Annotated in this window: 12 protein-coding genes and 2 tRNA genes; 4 read left to right on the top strand and 10 right to left on the bottom strand. The window is 55.5% G+C overall.

Annotated features, from left to right (window positions below):
- Nucleotides 1–78: 78 nt before the first annotated feature.
- The 5 genes from V5S80_RS04975 to V5S80_RS04955 form a co-directional block, all read right to left on the bottom strand.
- Nucleotides 79–888, bottom strand: a complete 810-nt coding sequence (locus V5S80_RS04975; protein ID WP_395169656.1) for a serine hydrolase domain-containing protein — start codon at nt 886–888, stop codon at nt 79–81.
- Nucleotides 824–1570 (bottom strand): trimeric intracellular cation channel family protein, encoded by a 747-nt coding sequence (locus V5S80_RS04970; protein WP_395169655.1) that lies wholly within the window; start codon nt 1568–1570, stop codon nt 824–826. The genes V5S80_RS04975 and V5S80_RS04970 overlap by 65 nt, the downstream gene beginning before the upstream one ends.
- A gap of 69 nt (nt 1571–1639) precedes the next feature.
- A tRNA-Ile gene (locus V5S80_RS04965) sits at nt 1640–1713 on the bottom strand.
- Nucleotides 1714–1855: 142 nt separating this feature from the next.
- Nucleotides 1856–1928 (bottom strand) — tRNA-Asn (locus V5S80_RS04960).
- 146 nt (nt 1929–2074) lie between these two features.
- Complete coding sequence (locus tag V5S80_RS04955; protein WP_395169654.1) at nt 2075–4372, bottom strand: MFS transporter; 2298 nt, start codon at nt 4370–4372, stop codon at nt 2075–2077.
- A gap of 260 nt (nt 4373–4632) precedes the next feature.
- On the opposite strand from V5S80_RS04955, the gene V5S80_RS04950 reads away from it, so the two are divergent.
- Nucleotides 4633–5493, top strand: a complete 861-nt coding sequence (locus tag V5S80_RS04950) for an aldo/keto reductase (RefSeq protein ID WP_395169653.1) — start codon at nt 4633–4635, stop codon at nt 5491–5493.
- Between the two features lie 43 nt (nt 5494–5536).
- A complete protein-coding gene (locus V5S80_RS04945) occupies nt 5537–5794 on the top strand; it encodes a hypothetical protein (RefSeq protein ID WP_395169695.1) in 258 nt (85 codons plus the stop codon).
- 147 nt (nt 5795–5941) lie between these two features.
- Here V5S80_RS04945 and dnaG read toward each other — a convergent pair whose 3' ends face one another.
- The gene (gene dnaG, locus V5S80_RS04940; RefSeq protein WP_395169652.1) at nt 5942–7873 is read right to left on the bottom strand and encodes a DNA primase; all 1932 of its coding nucleotides are present in this window, start codon (nt 7871–7873) and stop codon (nt 5942–5944) included.
- A 19-nt stretch (nt 7874–7892) separates the two neighbouring features.
- Between dnaG and V5S80_RS04935 the strand changes: the two genes are divergently transcribed.
- Nucleotides 7893–8387: a ribonuclease domain-containing protein gene (locus V5S80_RS04935; protein ID WP_395169651.1), complete on the top strand. Its 495-nt coding sequence runs from the start codon at nt 7893–7895 to the stop codon at nt 8385–8387.
- 15 nt (nt 8388–8402) lie between these two features.
- Here the strand turns inward: V5S80_RS04935 and V5S80_RS04930 are convergent, their stop codons facing one another.
- Complete coding sequence (locus V5S80_RS04930; protein ID WP_395169694.1) at nt 8403–9713, bottom strand: deoxyguanosinetriphosphate triphosphohydrolase; 1311 nt, start codon at nt 9711–9713, stop codon at nt 8403–8405.
- 61 nt (nt 9714–9774) lie between these two features.
- Nucleotides 9775–10440, bottom strand: coding sequence for a YdcF family protein (locus tag V5S80_RS04925; RefSeq protein ID WP_395169650.1), 666 nt, complete (start codon nt 10438–10440; stop codon nt 9775–9777).
- A gap of 82 nt (nt 10441–10522) precedes the next feature.
- On the opposite strand from V5S80_RS04925, the gene V5S80_RS04920 reads away from it, so the two are divergent.
- A complete protein-coding gene (locus V5S80_RS04920) occupies nt 10523–12742 on the top strand; it encodes a TPM domain-containing protein (RefSeq protein ID WP_395169649.1) in 2220 nt (739 codons plus the stop codon).
- 53 nt (nt 12743–12795) lie between these two features.
- On the opposite strand, the gene V5S80_RS04915 is transcribed toward V5S80_RS04920, so the two are convergent.
- Nucleotides 12796–13443 (bottom strand): hypothetical protein, encoded by a 648-nt coding sequence (locus tag V5S80_RS04915; protein ID WP_395169648.1) that lies wholly within the window; start codon nt 13441–13443, stop codon nt 12796–12798.
- Complete coding sequence (locus tag V5S80_RS04910) at nt 13444–14826, bottom strand: glycine--tRNA ligase (RefSeq protein WP_395169647.1); 1383 nt, start codon at nt 14824–14826, stop codon at nt 13444–13446. It lies immediately after the preceding gene.
- Nucleotides 14827–14937 lie beyond the last annotated feature (111 nt).

Raw genomic sequence — 14937 nt, 5'->3', positions numbered from 1 at the left:
AGCCGCAACCTCAAGTTGCGCTTTAACCCCCGTGTGGGTTTATTTTAATAACCGACGTCATAACGCAAGTTTTTATTGTTAACCATTGTTGCTCATGTGGTTATAACCCATGCTCCGAGCCTGAGCATCATTCCATTCACTCCACAATGGTTTCGCCCAATCACCAAAACTACGATCCGTCAACACCACGGCATAATGCTCACCGGGAACCGCCCACAGGAACGTCCCACTCTGCCCAAAATGTCCGACCGTCTCCGGAGGAAGCACTGACCCCATCCAATGCTCACGTCCCTGACCACCGGAACTCGCGGAAAGCCCCTTACACCCCTTCACCTCAGGCCCCAACGCCCACGGACAGGGTTTAAACATCCCATACCCCAACACGATCCCATTGAGCTCGGGATACCACACCTCATAATGCGGATCCGCCACCAATCTCGGATCCATCATCTCTTGCGCAAACACATCCATATCTCGCAGCGTCGATCGCGCCCCGTGCCCAGCTGACCCATACAGTTCCGTATTCGTCATCCCCAGAGGCTGACACACCGCCTCATGCAGATAATCTGAGAACGGTATCTCCGTTTCCTTTTCAACAAAATCCGCAAGAACTTCATAGCCTGACGACGAATATATACGCCGAGTCTCCGGAGCCCTCTCATATTCACGAGTCGCGAACCCTACCCCCGCAGCGTGTGCCAGAAAATGCGCCACCGTTGCTGATCCAACCGGAGTAGATAAGTCGCAGACGCCTTCCTCCACCGCAACCAACACCGCACGCGCGGTCAACAATTTCGTGACACTAGCGAGTTCGAATACGCGGTCAGGGTCCCCCGTCATCTTTCCATCGACGGAGCTTACGGCGTTGTTTACGGGCCAGTCTTTCATGAGGTTCAACCATAGCGCGCGTCAACATCAAACGTCGGAGTTGACCCGCCGTCATCGTCACCGGCGCCCAGTCAGGATTATTCGGCAGACCCCACCCCCTGAAATAGGCAACAATAGACAACATCGACGCACATGAGGCCGATACCACCATACCAACCGTCTGAAGACCAAGACCGTTGAAGAGAACCATCACACCACTTCCCAACAACGCCGACGTCGCATACAGCGTGTTACCCCCAAAAATTGCAGGCACAACCCCGATCGTCACATCACGAATCATTCCACCACCCACCGCCGTGATCATGCCTAGAAGAATCGCGGACGGCCACATCAGACCCGCATCGAGCGCTTTTATCGTCCCCGTCACAGACCACACACCCAAGACGATGCCATCACCAATTTTGAGAATCTTATTCCACTGCTCACGCTCCAAAGACACCGTCATCGCAACTAGCCCACCGGCAAGCGCCACGCCAAGATACATCGGTTCCTTCAGCGCCGCAGGAAGCCCTTTCTGAAGCAGAGTGTCACGAAGAAGACCACCACCCAAACCCGACAGGATGGCAAGAAGGCCAAAACCAATCGCATCAAATTGTCGACGACGAGCAATAGCACCACCCAAGATGCCATTGAGAAACACACCTGTGAGGTCAATAATGCGATAGACAGAAACAATGTCCATGGCTTTCACCAATCCAAACCATGCGAAGAAGAAAAAATCCCTTGTCTACAGAATAGACAAGGGATGATGTGGGGCCAGCGGGGCTCGAACCCGCGACCAGCGGATTATGAGTCCGCGGCTCTAACCGACTGAGCTATAGCCCCGAGAGGATAATAGCAAACGATCAAGCAAGTACCCTTATCGCTTGGCAGTACCACTCCCCCCACCACGCGGCGGGGTTGCGTAGACAGATAAACAACATATCCGCTGGCCGTTAACTCTCAACAACCAGCGGATATGAAAAAGCTCCCCCAACTGGACTCGAACCAGTAACCCTTCGATTAACAGTCGAATGCTCTGCCAATTGAGCTATGGGGGAATCTGCGGACCATCTCCGCAACGAGATAAAACTGTACAGAGAGACACAGCTAGAGGCAAATCACCAGATGAACCACACCAACCTCAACCCACCATGACATTAGCCCCCTCACTCATGAACCAGCAGCCGCCACCGACGCCCCCTCTTTACCCCACGTGTTTCTTCTGATGACGAACTTCGTAACGATCTTTGTCACGAATAAAAACCAACGCAACAAGTGCACCAGCTGCAGCGAGAATCGCGGCCAACACCAACAAATTATGCAAACCGTTGATATAGGACTCCAATGCTTTATCCACAAACATTGGTGCATGTTTGCGAATAATCTCAAATTGTCCACTCGACGCGAGATCGACAATCTTCTGCGGCGCATCCATCGTGATTGTCTTTTTATCCGGCGACAGTACTGCTCCCGGAGGCAACGGGGTATTCGGATGAACACCAGGTGGCAGCGACGCCACCCCCGGCGGCACAGCGGCACCCGGGAGAGGACTAGGTGGGGCTGGGGCCCCCGGCGGCACAGGAACAGCGGGATGAGCAGCTGCTATCGACGCCGTCGGGAAGGAGACCCCCTTCAACCCTAATGACGTCGCGTGGGTGATAATCGCACCATAAATCGCCACACCAAAACTTGTCCCCAAAGGGAACGCAGTATTAGCGATACCCGTCGCCGTACCAGTCTTACGCGGAGCCACAACAGAAACAGCGACATCCATCAAATGCGGAAGCATCAAACCCGTACCGATGCCCACCACCACGTACATCGGGACGATATCCTGCCAACCCGAATGCGCCTGCATTTTCAGACCTAAAAGCAAACCCGCGGCAATAACGATCATGCCCAATGCTTGGATTGCCGATACCCGAATCTTCTTACCTAACGGAATCGCGACCGCAGAGAACACAATGATGGGAATCGCGAGCGCCGTGGTGACATACCCAACTTCCAACGAACTCAAACCGACCGCCCCGGACAACCAGAGGACGATATACGGCATCATTCCGAAGCTGAACAAGCGACCAGCGAAAGCAACAATAGTCACTGCCGAAAACGAGGGGATCGCAAACATACGGATGTCAATCATGGCCTTGTCACCCTTAGCCAGTTGCATCCACACCAACATCACTACCCCGGCGAGGCTGACACCACATGCGATCAAGACTTTGCCATCAGTCCATCCATCATCAGGGCCGGTCAACAAAGCATAGTTCAGAGCAAACAGGAAGACTGACGCAATAATCAGAGTCAACCACGAAATTGGTGGAACAACATCAGTATCCTGAGCGTTGGACAGCTTCTCTACCTCATCGGCTCGACCTTCATACAGCAAACGTTGTTTGCGTTCTTCCCACATGTGGTCGCGCCATTGCTGCCCATTCTTCGGCACGCCAATGAGTGTTCCAACAATAATGAGAACACCAATCGGAATATTGATCGCAAAAATCCACCGCCAATCGACATATTCAACGATGGCGCCACCAACAAGGGGGCCCAATGCCACAGCCGCAGCGCCGGCAGACATAAAGATAGCCACCGCACTCGTTCGCTGCTTCTGATCGCCAGGACCAAAAACATCCGATAGCAGAGGCAAACTTGACCCAAACACCATAGCGCCACCAGCACCCTGGACTACTCGCGCCGCAATCATCCATCCCTCGGTGTCCGCCGATAAACAGCCCACCGAGGCGGCAACAAACACCACTTGCCCCGCGATGAAGATTCCCCGACGCCCAACAAGATCCGACAAACTGCCAACCCCAAGCAAGAGCGCTGCAAAAGCCAATGTGTAGGCATTAACAACCCACTGCGCACCTGAGAGGGACAAGTTGAGACTCTTACCGATAGTGGGCAGCGCAACCAAAACAATTGTCATGTCCAACGTCATCATTAAAGACGCCACCGATGCGGCCACAGTAGACCAGAACTTCGCATGGGGATAGCGACGCCCCACGCGCGTCACCGTCGACTCCGACCCCGCACCTGACTCCGTCGATATCACTGCTGGTTCAGCGTTCGCGTGACCCTCAGGTTCTTCCCGGCGTTCCGGAGAGTCGTGCACTCCCTCACCATTCTGGGCCCCCACCTGGAACTCGTCATTCTGGTGATCTGCATCGCCAGAATGAGCATCGTGAACTAGATCAGAGGTCTCAGGCGTAGCTGATTCGCCGAGCACGTCGACAGGCGGGAAACCTGGGTAGCCTGTTTCAGCGTCTTCTGCCTTGTCAGTAGGTTTCGCCGATGATGGCTCCTGATCTCGCCGACCAGCAGTCAATGGATGTCCCATAAACTCAACCTGATCATCAGGCTGAGCGGCATCCGTTTCACGGCGCCGGTGACGACCGCCCGATGACGTCCGTTCTCTCGAACTCGGATCAAAAGTGAGAAACGGATGTACCGGATACGTCCGATCCTCCGGTGCTGACGATGGCTCCTTAGAGTCCACGAAGTCCTCCCAGCGGGTATAGCCGTTCCAGCCCTACGCGGACCACACCGCTACCCAGGCGCCTGGACCCAAGGCGACTAGATGTCCACCAGGCGACGTCACAACGGAAGCGTGGGTATACCCGTCGATACAACGAGATGTAGAACAGAAACGCATGAAAGTTCGTTACCAACACTAGCGGTTCTTCACCCACCGCGGGGAAACCAGAGGAGACAAGAGAACTCATGGCCAGGGCCGCCCAGCGCGGTTACACTAGCCCTATGACTGATTCCTCCGCGACCGCTATCCCCACCCTGTCCACCGACCGGTACTCTCTTCCTGCACTGGGTTTCGGCACGTATCGACTGTGGGGCACGGAGGGCGCACAGTCCACCGTGTCAGCTCTCACCATGGGCTATAGGCTCATTGACTCCGCTTACAACTACGAGAATGAAGGCACCATCGGAGCAGGGATCCGCGACGCCATTGATAAGGGAATCGTCACACGTGACGACGTCATCGTGACCAGCAAATTGCCGGGGCGTTACCACGACCATGATAAAGCGATCAACGCGATCGAAGAATCCGTCTACCGCACCGGGTTGGACTACATCGACCTCTATCTCATCCACTGGCCCAACCCGAAGCAAGGCAAATACGTCGAGGCATGGAAGGCACTCATGGAAGCCCGCGACCGTGGACTCGTCCGACACATTGGTGTGTGTAACTTCACCCCCGAGCACCTCGAGACTCTTGACCGGGAAACGGGGGAACTTCCCGTCATTAACCAGATTGAGCTTCACCCGTACTTCAACCAGGCGGAAGCACGTGCTTACCACCAAGAACACGGTATTATCACTGAATCGTGGAGCCCAATCGCTCGCGGAACTGTGTTCAACGAGGACACCATCGTTTCCATTGCTCAGAAGCACGAGGCCACCGTCGGCCAAGTAGTCTTGGCGTGGCACCGAGCACTCGGCGCTCTTGCCATCCCAAAATCTGCATCACACCCCCGGCAACAAGAAAATCTTGACTCTTTAAATGTGACGCTGACACACGATGAAGTCGAGGCCATCAATGGCCTCACAAAACCCGACGGTCGCCAGTTTGACCAGGACCCTACCGAGTACGAAGAATTCTAATGTCCCGCTGACAGCACCACACGAAGGAATACACCACATGCGTCTGACAACATTCATCGCCGGCGCTACTGCAGGCTATGTCATGGGATCCAAGGCGGGACGAAAACGCTACCATCAAATCCGGCGAGGCTACGAAACTGCCATCAACTCTCCCGTTGCCAAAACAGCCCTCCGTGCAGGCCGCAAAGCTCTCGCCAACGCCCTCGACCCAGAACCACGGATGCGCGAACTGCGGACCCGAAACATCAGAACCCGACGCAATGACAACGATCCCGCGATCTACGTCCCTGATGACGACTAGGTGAGAATACCGTCTCCTACGTCAAGCGCACACGACATCGACCAGCTCCTCACATGCCTATGCACTCTCCGGCGCGTAAGAAGCTCAGAATCGACAGATGATACGAGGCCCTATTTGTCCATAAGCTAGCTACACAACACGGGGCAGTTACAGGGGACGTTGTGTCGCCTGCTTGACCAGCCCTGTTCGGTACTGCTCTAGAGCCACCAGATCACCAAACAACGTGTTGTATTCCTCATCACTAGGACGCAGCCGCTCCAGCGTCGACTTCAACTCCGCAATCTGACTACCCACCCACACAGCCTGAAGACGCATCAACGTGCTGTGCACAAACCATTCCATCCCCTCACCCTCATAATGAATTGGTTCCACCATAAGTTCCGTCACCATCGACTCCCCCATCGGCTGCGGAAGATTCTCAATCACCGTGGACACCCACAACGTAACCGCTGATTTCGCCCCCACAGCCGCAGCACACCCCCCAGCACGACGAATACCCTCAGATACCTCCCGATACGTCGGATGACGGAAGCATTCAGCAGGAAGAACATCAAACATCTCAGCTGCCGCAGCAGGCTCTTGCAACGCAATCTTCAATGCTTCCCGCTCACCAGCTAATTCACCGTTACGAGGATTCGGCCTGGTAAACCGCGGCTGATTAGACTGTTGCCCCACCCCAGAAACCACCCCTACCCCTCGGGCCTGCTGCTCACGAACACGCCCCCGCTTCACAGCAGACTTCTTAGGCCTGCGAGCAGCACGGTGAACAGCAGCCTCCACATCACTCACATCATCCCAGCCGAGCCAACCCGATAATTTCCTGGCATACGCCTTCCTCAGCGTCACATCCTTGACGCTGGCAACGGCAGGCGCCACAGCTTCCATCGCCTGCAACCGACCCTCCGTCGTGTGAAGATCAAAACTTGCCAACGTCGTACGAACAACAAATTCAAGCATCGGAATTCGAGACATCACCAAATCCCGAACAGCAGCATCTCCATCCGATACACGCAGATCACACGGATCCTTCCCCTCCGGAGCGACAGACACGAAACTCTTTCCCAAAAACTCTTGATTCCCCTCGAAAGCACGCATCGCAGCCTTCTGACCAGCTTCATCACCATCAAACGTATAGATCATCTCTCCACGAAAATGGGAATCATCCAGCATCAAACGACGCACCATCTGCAAATGATCCGCCCCAAACGCGGTCCCACACGCAGCCACAGCCGTCGTCACTCCCGCCGCGTGCATCGCCATCACATCCGTGTACCCCTCCACAATCACAGCCTGATGACGCTCCGCAATATTCTTCTTCGCCAGATCAATCCCAAACAGAACCTTCGACTTCTTATACAACAACGTCTCCGGGGTATTCATGTACTTCCCCAACTTGTCATCGTCAAAAAGCTTGCGAGCCCCAAAACCAATCACATCATTCGCCGTGTTACGAATAGGCCACGTCAAACGCCGATGAAAACGATCAATGGGGCCACGCCGACCCCGTGACGTCACACCAGCAGCCTCCAGCTCCTTAACGTCAAACCCTTTCCGAAGAAGATGCTTCGTTACCGTATCCCACCCACCAGGGGCATACCCACACCCAAACTGATCCGCGTGCTCCTTGGAAAACCCACGATCTAACAAAAATTGTCGTGCTGCCGCGGCATCATCAGTCGCCAACTGAGTCTGATAAAACTCCTGCGTCGCTCTATTAATCGCAATCAAACGCTGCCGAGTCCCCGGCTCCTCCCGCCGCCCCGGGCCTCCACCCTCATAAGTAATCTGGTAACCAATACGCTCCGCACACTGCTCAACAGCCTCAGGAAACGACACCTGCTCCATCTCCATGAGAAAACTGAAAACATCACCACCCTTACCCGTCGAAAAGCAGTGGTAATACCCCTTATTCGGACGAACATGGAAGCTCGGTGTTTTCTCATCTTTAAATGGCGACAACCCCTTCAACGAATCCGATCCAGCAGGCTTCAACTGCACATATTCACCCACCACATCCTCAATCGGTGTGCGTTCACGGATCACATCAATGTCACTCTCCGGGATTCGTCCTCGTGCCATGCCACTATGCTACGTTGTCATGTCAAACCCCAGAAGCAGCGATCAACAACGCCGCCTAGTATCCACCTCTACATTAATGTCAATCCTCGCCATCGTCGCCGCCGGCGCAGCAGGACTATGGGGTTGGGATGCCACTACCAACCACTCCACAGACCACGCGACCACGCCCGACCACGACCGCGGGACACCCTCCCACACCCGAAAAACACGCCCCATCCCAACCTGCGACACCACAACACTGCCCGCACAAGCAAACATCGTCATCCGTGACATCAAATCCGGTGGACCCTTCGACTACCCAGGCAAAGACGGATCCCACTTCGGAAACTACGACCATGTCCTCCCCCGCCACACCAGCAACTATTACCGCGAATACACCGTCGACGAAGACAAAAACGACCACAACCGCGGCCCCGCACGAATCGTCACCGGTGGCGGAACCCCCACCAAGCCCGACGTGTGGTATTTCACGAGTGACCATTACTCCTCGTTTTGCAGCATGACCGAGCATTAACCCATCGGTGCCACCCTAACTCCACCCCGCCGACCACTCACGCGCAGATCGATCCATCCGCTCCAGCCGAGACTCTGTCATCGATGCCAACTGATCAATCACCACACGTAAACGCTCGGCATCCGTCGACGCATCCTCCCACCACCCCTGATAAATCGGATCCAAACTGGTCGGCGCCCCCGCACACACATAATCCTTAACACGACACAGCCGATCACGCTGTCGCTCCTGTTCCTTCTGGTGCAGTGAATGATCCATCACATATAACACCGCCACAGACTTCAACAACGTTATTTCCGCCACAATGTCGGACGGCACCACCAGATCAGCAGAAAACCGCCCCATCGACATATCACCACCCCACGCAGACTCATCCCCACCAGTCACAGCACAACGAGTTGCCGCCACTGTTGCCGAAATATATCTACCGACCAACTGAGAGGTCATTGCCTTTAACGACACCGAAGCCCCCAACGTCCCGTCATAATCAGCAACCTCAGCAATCACCGGTATCTGCCTCAACCGATCAGCAGCGTCCACAAGCGCATCGGGCGTCCCACCAAATACACGAGCCCCTTTATTCGCTAAATCCGCAATCTCCACCAAGTCCCACAACACACCCAGACTGACACGACCAGACAAAATCGCATCCTCAACGTCATGCACCGAATACCCAATGTCGTCACTCACATCCATGATCTGCGCTTCCACACACTTCTTCCCGTCAGGAGCACCACGCCTAATCCACTCCAATAACGGCGCATCCTCGTCATACGCCGAGTACTTTTTCCTCGCGACGCCCTGCGGGCTCGACGCCGTCCACGGATACTTGCACGTCGCATCCAACGACGCACGCGTAAGATTCAGCCCCACACTCACCGGCCGGCCATTGCGGTCCTCACACACCTTGGACTCCAACCGGCTTAAAATACGCAATGTCTGCGCATTCCCCTCAAAACCACCACAATCCTGCGCAAGATCATCCAACGCACGCTCCCCGTTATGCCCATACGGCGGATGTCCAATATCATGGCTCAACCCTGCCAACTCAGCTAAATCGGTATCCACACCCACACCGGCCGCGATACCTCGACTGATCTGCGCAACCTCAAGGCTATGCGTCAAACGGGTCCGTGGAGTATCCCCAGTCCGGGGACTAACTACCTGCGTCTTATCCGCTAACCGCCGTAGTGCCGCTGAATGCAGCACACGTGCACGATCCCTATCAAAATCATCACGCAACTCCGGTACCGACCCCAGCAACTGGGCACCTTTCGGCCCCTCATTGACACGACGCTCACAATCGCACTCTGAATAGGGATACACAGTCCGCAACCTCATACCCACCATTGTTGCACCACACACCACAAACGAGGAGATACGTGCCTTACTTAAAAAGATCCTCCACTGCTTGCTCTGGCATCACCGTGGAACGATGCGTCGTCTGGTAAAAAATCAAACCTCCGGTTTCATGAAGAATCCCCGAAAACTGTGCATCCCGCGACCACACCGACGGCCCATGCCGCGTCGACACCGAATGCGTCTCAAAACCTTGATCCCGAACCATCGTCCGAGCCCGCAACGCATGCCACGGATCCGTCACGACCACAACAGACGACCACGGACGATGTCCATCATGAACATACTGAGCAAAAGCACGCGCCGACGTCAGCGTATCCGACCCACTATTGATAGGAACAATGCCCGAGGACGGGACCCCCAATTTCTCTAAATACATTTGCCCCGCCTCAGCCTCCGTATACCGATCACCCTCCTGTTTACCCCCCACCGTCACAATCATGGAGGCTCTGCCCGCGTGATACATCATCGCAGCTTTATCCAGCCGTGCAGCAAACCATTCACTTGGCCTCCCGTCATACTGCGCGGCCCCCATCACCATGATGACGTCAGAAGGGGTGCCATCATCGTGGCGAGAATACTGCCAAATCCTCAACGCCGTGCCACACACCAACACCAGAGTCATCAACACGGCCCCCACCACCACACGCCAGAGAGTCCGGCCAAACCAACGCCCCACACTGCCTCCATCCATGGTCGTTAAGTACAGCCAGCCAACCTACACCTACTCACACACGTGTAGGCAAAAGCTCCACTTTTTCTCTATCTTTTAGATCATGGCAGTAATCCGGAACCACCACACTACTGAGCTCCACGCGCCAGCCACCTTTCGAAGGCTGAATACCACTGCGCACAGCACACGAGTCGCCGCCGCAGGTGCACTTGCTCTCACCGGCGGGGTACTTCTTGCCAGTACCGCAGTCCCTGTCGCCTCAGCACACACCGCTCACACGACACAGACCACCACCGTTGCCCAGAGTGAACCGACATCCGGATACCGCACCGGCAGGATCGGTACTTCACGCGTCGCCACACGCGAACGCATCAATGACAGCGTCGGCGTGCTCACCGACAGCGAAAAGAACAACCTCACCGACAAGCTGAAAAAACTTCAGGTCGATGATGACATCGCCATGAGGATTTACATTGTCAACAGCTTCGGCACCATGTCTGGCAAACAATGGGCCTTGTCGCGGTTTAGGGAAAACCCGCAGTCCAACGTCCTTATCGTGGCATTCGATCTCACCGCGCGCACGCAAGGAATCTACGGCGGACGCAACGTCGGAAAATCCGTCACAAAAAAAACATACGAGGCCGCCAAGAAACCTCTCTCTGACGACAACCCCAACTGGAATACCGTCATTAGCCACAAGATCGACGCAGCACACGACGCAAACGACAATTCTGGGGCACTCGTCTGGCTTGGTGGAGGAGCAATCGCTGCCGTCGCCGCAGGCGGCGGGGTGTGGTACATGAACCGACGTCGTACCCGAAAACAACAAGAAACAATGGTCAAAGATGCCCAAACCATCAACCCGGAGGACACCGCATCTCTCACTGACCTCCCCTATGCCGTCGTGGACCAACGCGCACACGAAGAACTCACGAGTACCGATGCATTGATCCGTGCAGCCGACGACGAACTCCGGCTAGCTATCGACGAATTCGGTGAGGACCGTGCACGTCCCTTCATTCGTGCCATGGAACACTCCAAGCGAACCCTCGAACGCGCATTCCACCTCCGCAGCCAAGTAGATTCTGGAACAGTGCGCTCGGAAGACGAACGCAAAGCCATGCTCGTCGACATTGTCAGCTCATGTGGACAAGCTGACCGCGAACTGGATAAACAATCCGATGAGTTTTCTCAGCTCCGAGGCCTCCTCATCAACTCGGACGGGCGGCTCGACACCCTCACGCAACGCATTGTGTCCCTCCGAGCACGGCTCCCCCACGCGACAGCCACCCTCAATGAACTCCGCGACAAGTACGCCTCTAGCACCCTCGCCTCTATTACCGATAACGTCGAGATCGCCACTCAACACCTCGATAACGCTGAGCGTGCTATCGACAAGGGACGGGAACTAGCCCGCAAAGCCGCTGGTGAACAAGGTGGCCTCGTGGAATACATCCGTACCGCAGAAATGACCACGGGACAAGCAGACACCCTACTCACTGACATCGAACACGCCGATGAACGCATCGCGGAAGCACGCACAAATATCACCGCACTTATTGACGAGATCACCGAAGAACTCACCGAAGCTGGACAACTCCGCGCCCGTGCCACCGAGCACAACGCCGATGCCGATGTCGCAAAAATGGACGACATCGCCACCGAAGCGTGGGCAGCTGTGGAACAAGCACGTGCTTTCGAGGCATCAGCCACCGAGCCGACCACGAGCACCGAAGGAACACCAGTGACTACCGGTGGCGACCCGTTGGCCATCTACAAACGTCTTTTAGAGGCCGACGGCAAGCTCGATGCGCTCCTTGAACAAGCACGTGATTCGGATCGCGACCGTGACCGAGCGTTACGTGTCTTTGACCGTACCCACGATGATGCGGCAGCCCAGATCAACGCAGCAGACAGTTTAATTTCGACACGCGGTCACGCTGTCGGTTCGCAGGCAAGAACAATGCTCTCTGATTCGCAACGACAATTACGTGATGCGCACTCGCTCCGCATCACCGATACGCGTCGCGCCATCACTGAAGCGCGGAGCGCAGGCGAACTGGCGAGACGGGCCGAACGCGCCGCACGTAACGATATTGATGACTTCACCCGCCGCAATCAAGGTTCCTTCGGGGGAGGCAGTGGAGGCGCCTTCATTGCCGGCATGCTCGTCTCATCCCTCTTCAACAGTGGTAACCACTATGGCGGATATGGACACTACGGGTACGGCGACGGCGACGGAAATAGCTTCGGCGGCGGATTCGGTGGATTTGATGGCGGTGGTTTTAGCGACGACGGTAGCGGGTTCGACGGATCCTTCTGAGGAAGGATCGCCGGCGTCTAGGGCAGGGAGACCACTGCCCTAGGCAACCATGCCTACAGTAAGAAAACCAGCAGCATAAAAGGCAAAAGGACGATCAACAGCACGGTCCACATCCACGTGCTCGTCACCAGTCTTGATTCCAGTTGCATCCGCGCAATCCACGCCAGAAAAACTTGCTGCTGGGTCGTCAAGGCGTCTTCATGACCAGGTTCACATTCGACCACCACATGCCGAACACCGCGGTTTCCCCCGGTAAATTGCCCTATTTTCATCTCATCAGGGGTTTCAACAACGAAGTCGAGTTTGCCGCAGTTGACGATAGTCACCGCCTGAATACCCTCGGCCGGAGAAGAGCCTTCCCTCCCTTCCAGATCAAGGCTGACACGCTTCGCGCGGCCGATCTGCCCCTCGTGTCCTTGACGCTGGGATTCCGGGTCAGCGTGAAAATTCCTGCCGTCAGGCCCCGAAGCGGAGAGCCTCCCCTTCGTATGAGGAACAAATGTCCACTCGGGCCATGACGACGGATCAACACCAGCTGGGTCAGAGCCACCAGTATGAGAATCTACGCTGCCTGATGGTTTCACACGCGCTGACGTTAACTCCCGCGACTGCGAAAACCGTGCGATACGTTCGTCGTCACGGAAAAGGTCGAGGTGGACAACGCCACCGTCTTCTTGACGAGGACCCCACGAGAGCTTCATTTAGCACCCTGCCAACCGTTCCGACAGATAACTTTGCAAGCGGTCAAGACCGACACGCTCCTGCTCCATCGTGTCACGCTCACGGACAGTCACGGCGTGATCGTCAAGGGTGTCAAAGTCCACGGTGACACAGAAGGGTGTACCAATCTCATCCTGGCGGCGATACCGGCGGCCAATCGCGCCGGACACGTCATAGTCAACATTCCAGAAGCCACGAAGATCCTGCGCGACCTTTTCGGCAGTAGGTGTCAACGTATCCTTTTTTGATAGCGGTAGGACTGCCACCTTCACCGGCGCGAGACGACGGTCGAGGCGCAGAACTGTGCGCTTATCCACACCCCCCTTAGCATTCGGGGCTTCATCTTCGTGGTAGGCGTCGATAAGGAAGGCCATCAACGAACGGGTCAGGCCAAAGGACGGTTCAATGACATACGGAACGTAGCGCTCCCCCGTCGGCTGATCGAAGAAGCTGAGATCTTCGCCCGAGCCGTCGATATGGCTCTGTAAATCAAAATCAGTGCGGTTCGCAATGCCCATGAGCTCACCCCACCCTGATCCTGCGAACCCAAACTGGTACTCCACGTCAATTGTGCGGTCAGAATAGTGCGCACGATCATCTTCCGGAACATCAAACTTCCGCAGGTGGTCAGGGTTGATACCGAGGTCAACGAACCAATTCCAACAATCCTCAACCCAACGATCAAAGTGCTCTGGGGCTTCAGCAGGAGGAACAAAATATTCGATCTCCATTTGCTCAAACTCACGCGTCCGAAAAATAAAATTACCGGGCGTGATCTCGTTGCGGAAAGCTTTGCCCATCTGGCCAATACCGAATGGAGGTTTCTTGCGCGACGTCGTCTGCACGTTCTTGAAGTTGACGAAGATGCCCTGTGCGGTCTCCGGGCGGAGGTAGTGCAGGCCCTCATCATTATCGACAGGCCCAAGGAACGTCTTCATCAGGCCGGAAAACATCTGTGGCTCAGTCCACGCGCCCGGTTGACCAGTTTCCGGATCAGGAACATCAGCAAGCCCATTCGCAGGTGGATGCCCGTGTTTAGCTTCGTATGCCTCAATCAGATGATCAGCACGATACCGTTTATGCGTGTGCAGTGACTCTACCAGCGGGTCCGTGAAGGTTTTCACATGGCCGGATGACACCCATGTATCACGAGGAAGGATGATTGATGAATCAAGGCCCACCATGTCCCCACGCGACTGAACAAATGTCCGCCACCACTGTTTCTTGATGTTCTCCTTGAGCTCAACTCCCAGTGGACCATAATCCCACGCAGAACGGGTGCCACCATAAATCTCACCACTCGGATACACCAAGCCCCTGCGTTTACACAGGTTCACCACAGTGTCAATTACCGATGCAGTCACGCATATCTCCTTGTACTTCACACGTCCCGGTACGCCGAATGATGCTGTACTTTTACGTCCGGTACTTTTTGTCGCTCCCAGCCTAGCTCAGACAACTGATAGGTCCATAGG

Origin of the sequence: Corynebacterium sp. PCR 32 (genome assembly GCF_037464985.1) — a bacterium.
Classification (GTDB): Bacteria; Actinomycetota; Actinomycetes; order Mycobacteriales; family Mycobacteriaceae; genus Corynebacterium; species Corynebacterium kroppenstedtii_D.
The sequence above is the reverse complement of the archived record's forward strand: the minus strand, read 5'-3'. Positions and strand labels throughout refer to the sequence as shown.

Bases quoted from the DNA above. Each gene is read 5' to 3' on its own strand.
- V5S80_RS04915 (WP_395169648.1), bottom strand. From the start codon at position 13,443: ATGAAGCTCTCGTGGGGTCCTCGTCAAGAAGACGGTGGCGTTGTCCAC.
- V5S80_RS04925 (WP_395169650.1), bottom strand. From the start codon at position 10,440: ATGGATGGAGGCAGTGTGGGGCGTTGGTTTGGCCGGACTCTCTGGCGT.
- V5S80_RS04920 (WP_395169649.1), top strand. From the start codon at position 10,523: ATGGCAGTAATCCGGAACCACCACACTACTGAGCTCCACGCGCCAGCC.
- dnaG (WP_395169652.1), bottom strand. From the start codon at position 7,873: ATGGCACGAGGACGAATCCCGGAGAGTGACATTGATGTGATCCGTGAA.
- V5S80_RS04950 (WP_395169653.1), top strand. From the start codon at position 4,633: ATGACTGATTCCTCCGCGACCGCTATCCCCACCCTGTCCACCGACCGG.
- V5S80_RS04935 (WP_395169651.1), top strand. From the start codon at position 7,893: ATGTCAAACCCCAGAAGCAGCGATCAACAACGCCGCCTAGTATCCACC.
- V5S80_RS04975 (WP_395169656.1), bottom strand. From the start codon at position 888: ATGAAAGACTGGCCCGTAAACAACGCCGTAAGCTCCGTCGATGGAAAG.
- V5S80_RS04970 (WP_395169655.1), bottom strand. From the start codon at position 1,570: ATGGACATTGTTTCTGTCTATCGCATTATTGACCTCACAGGTGTGTTT.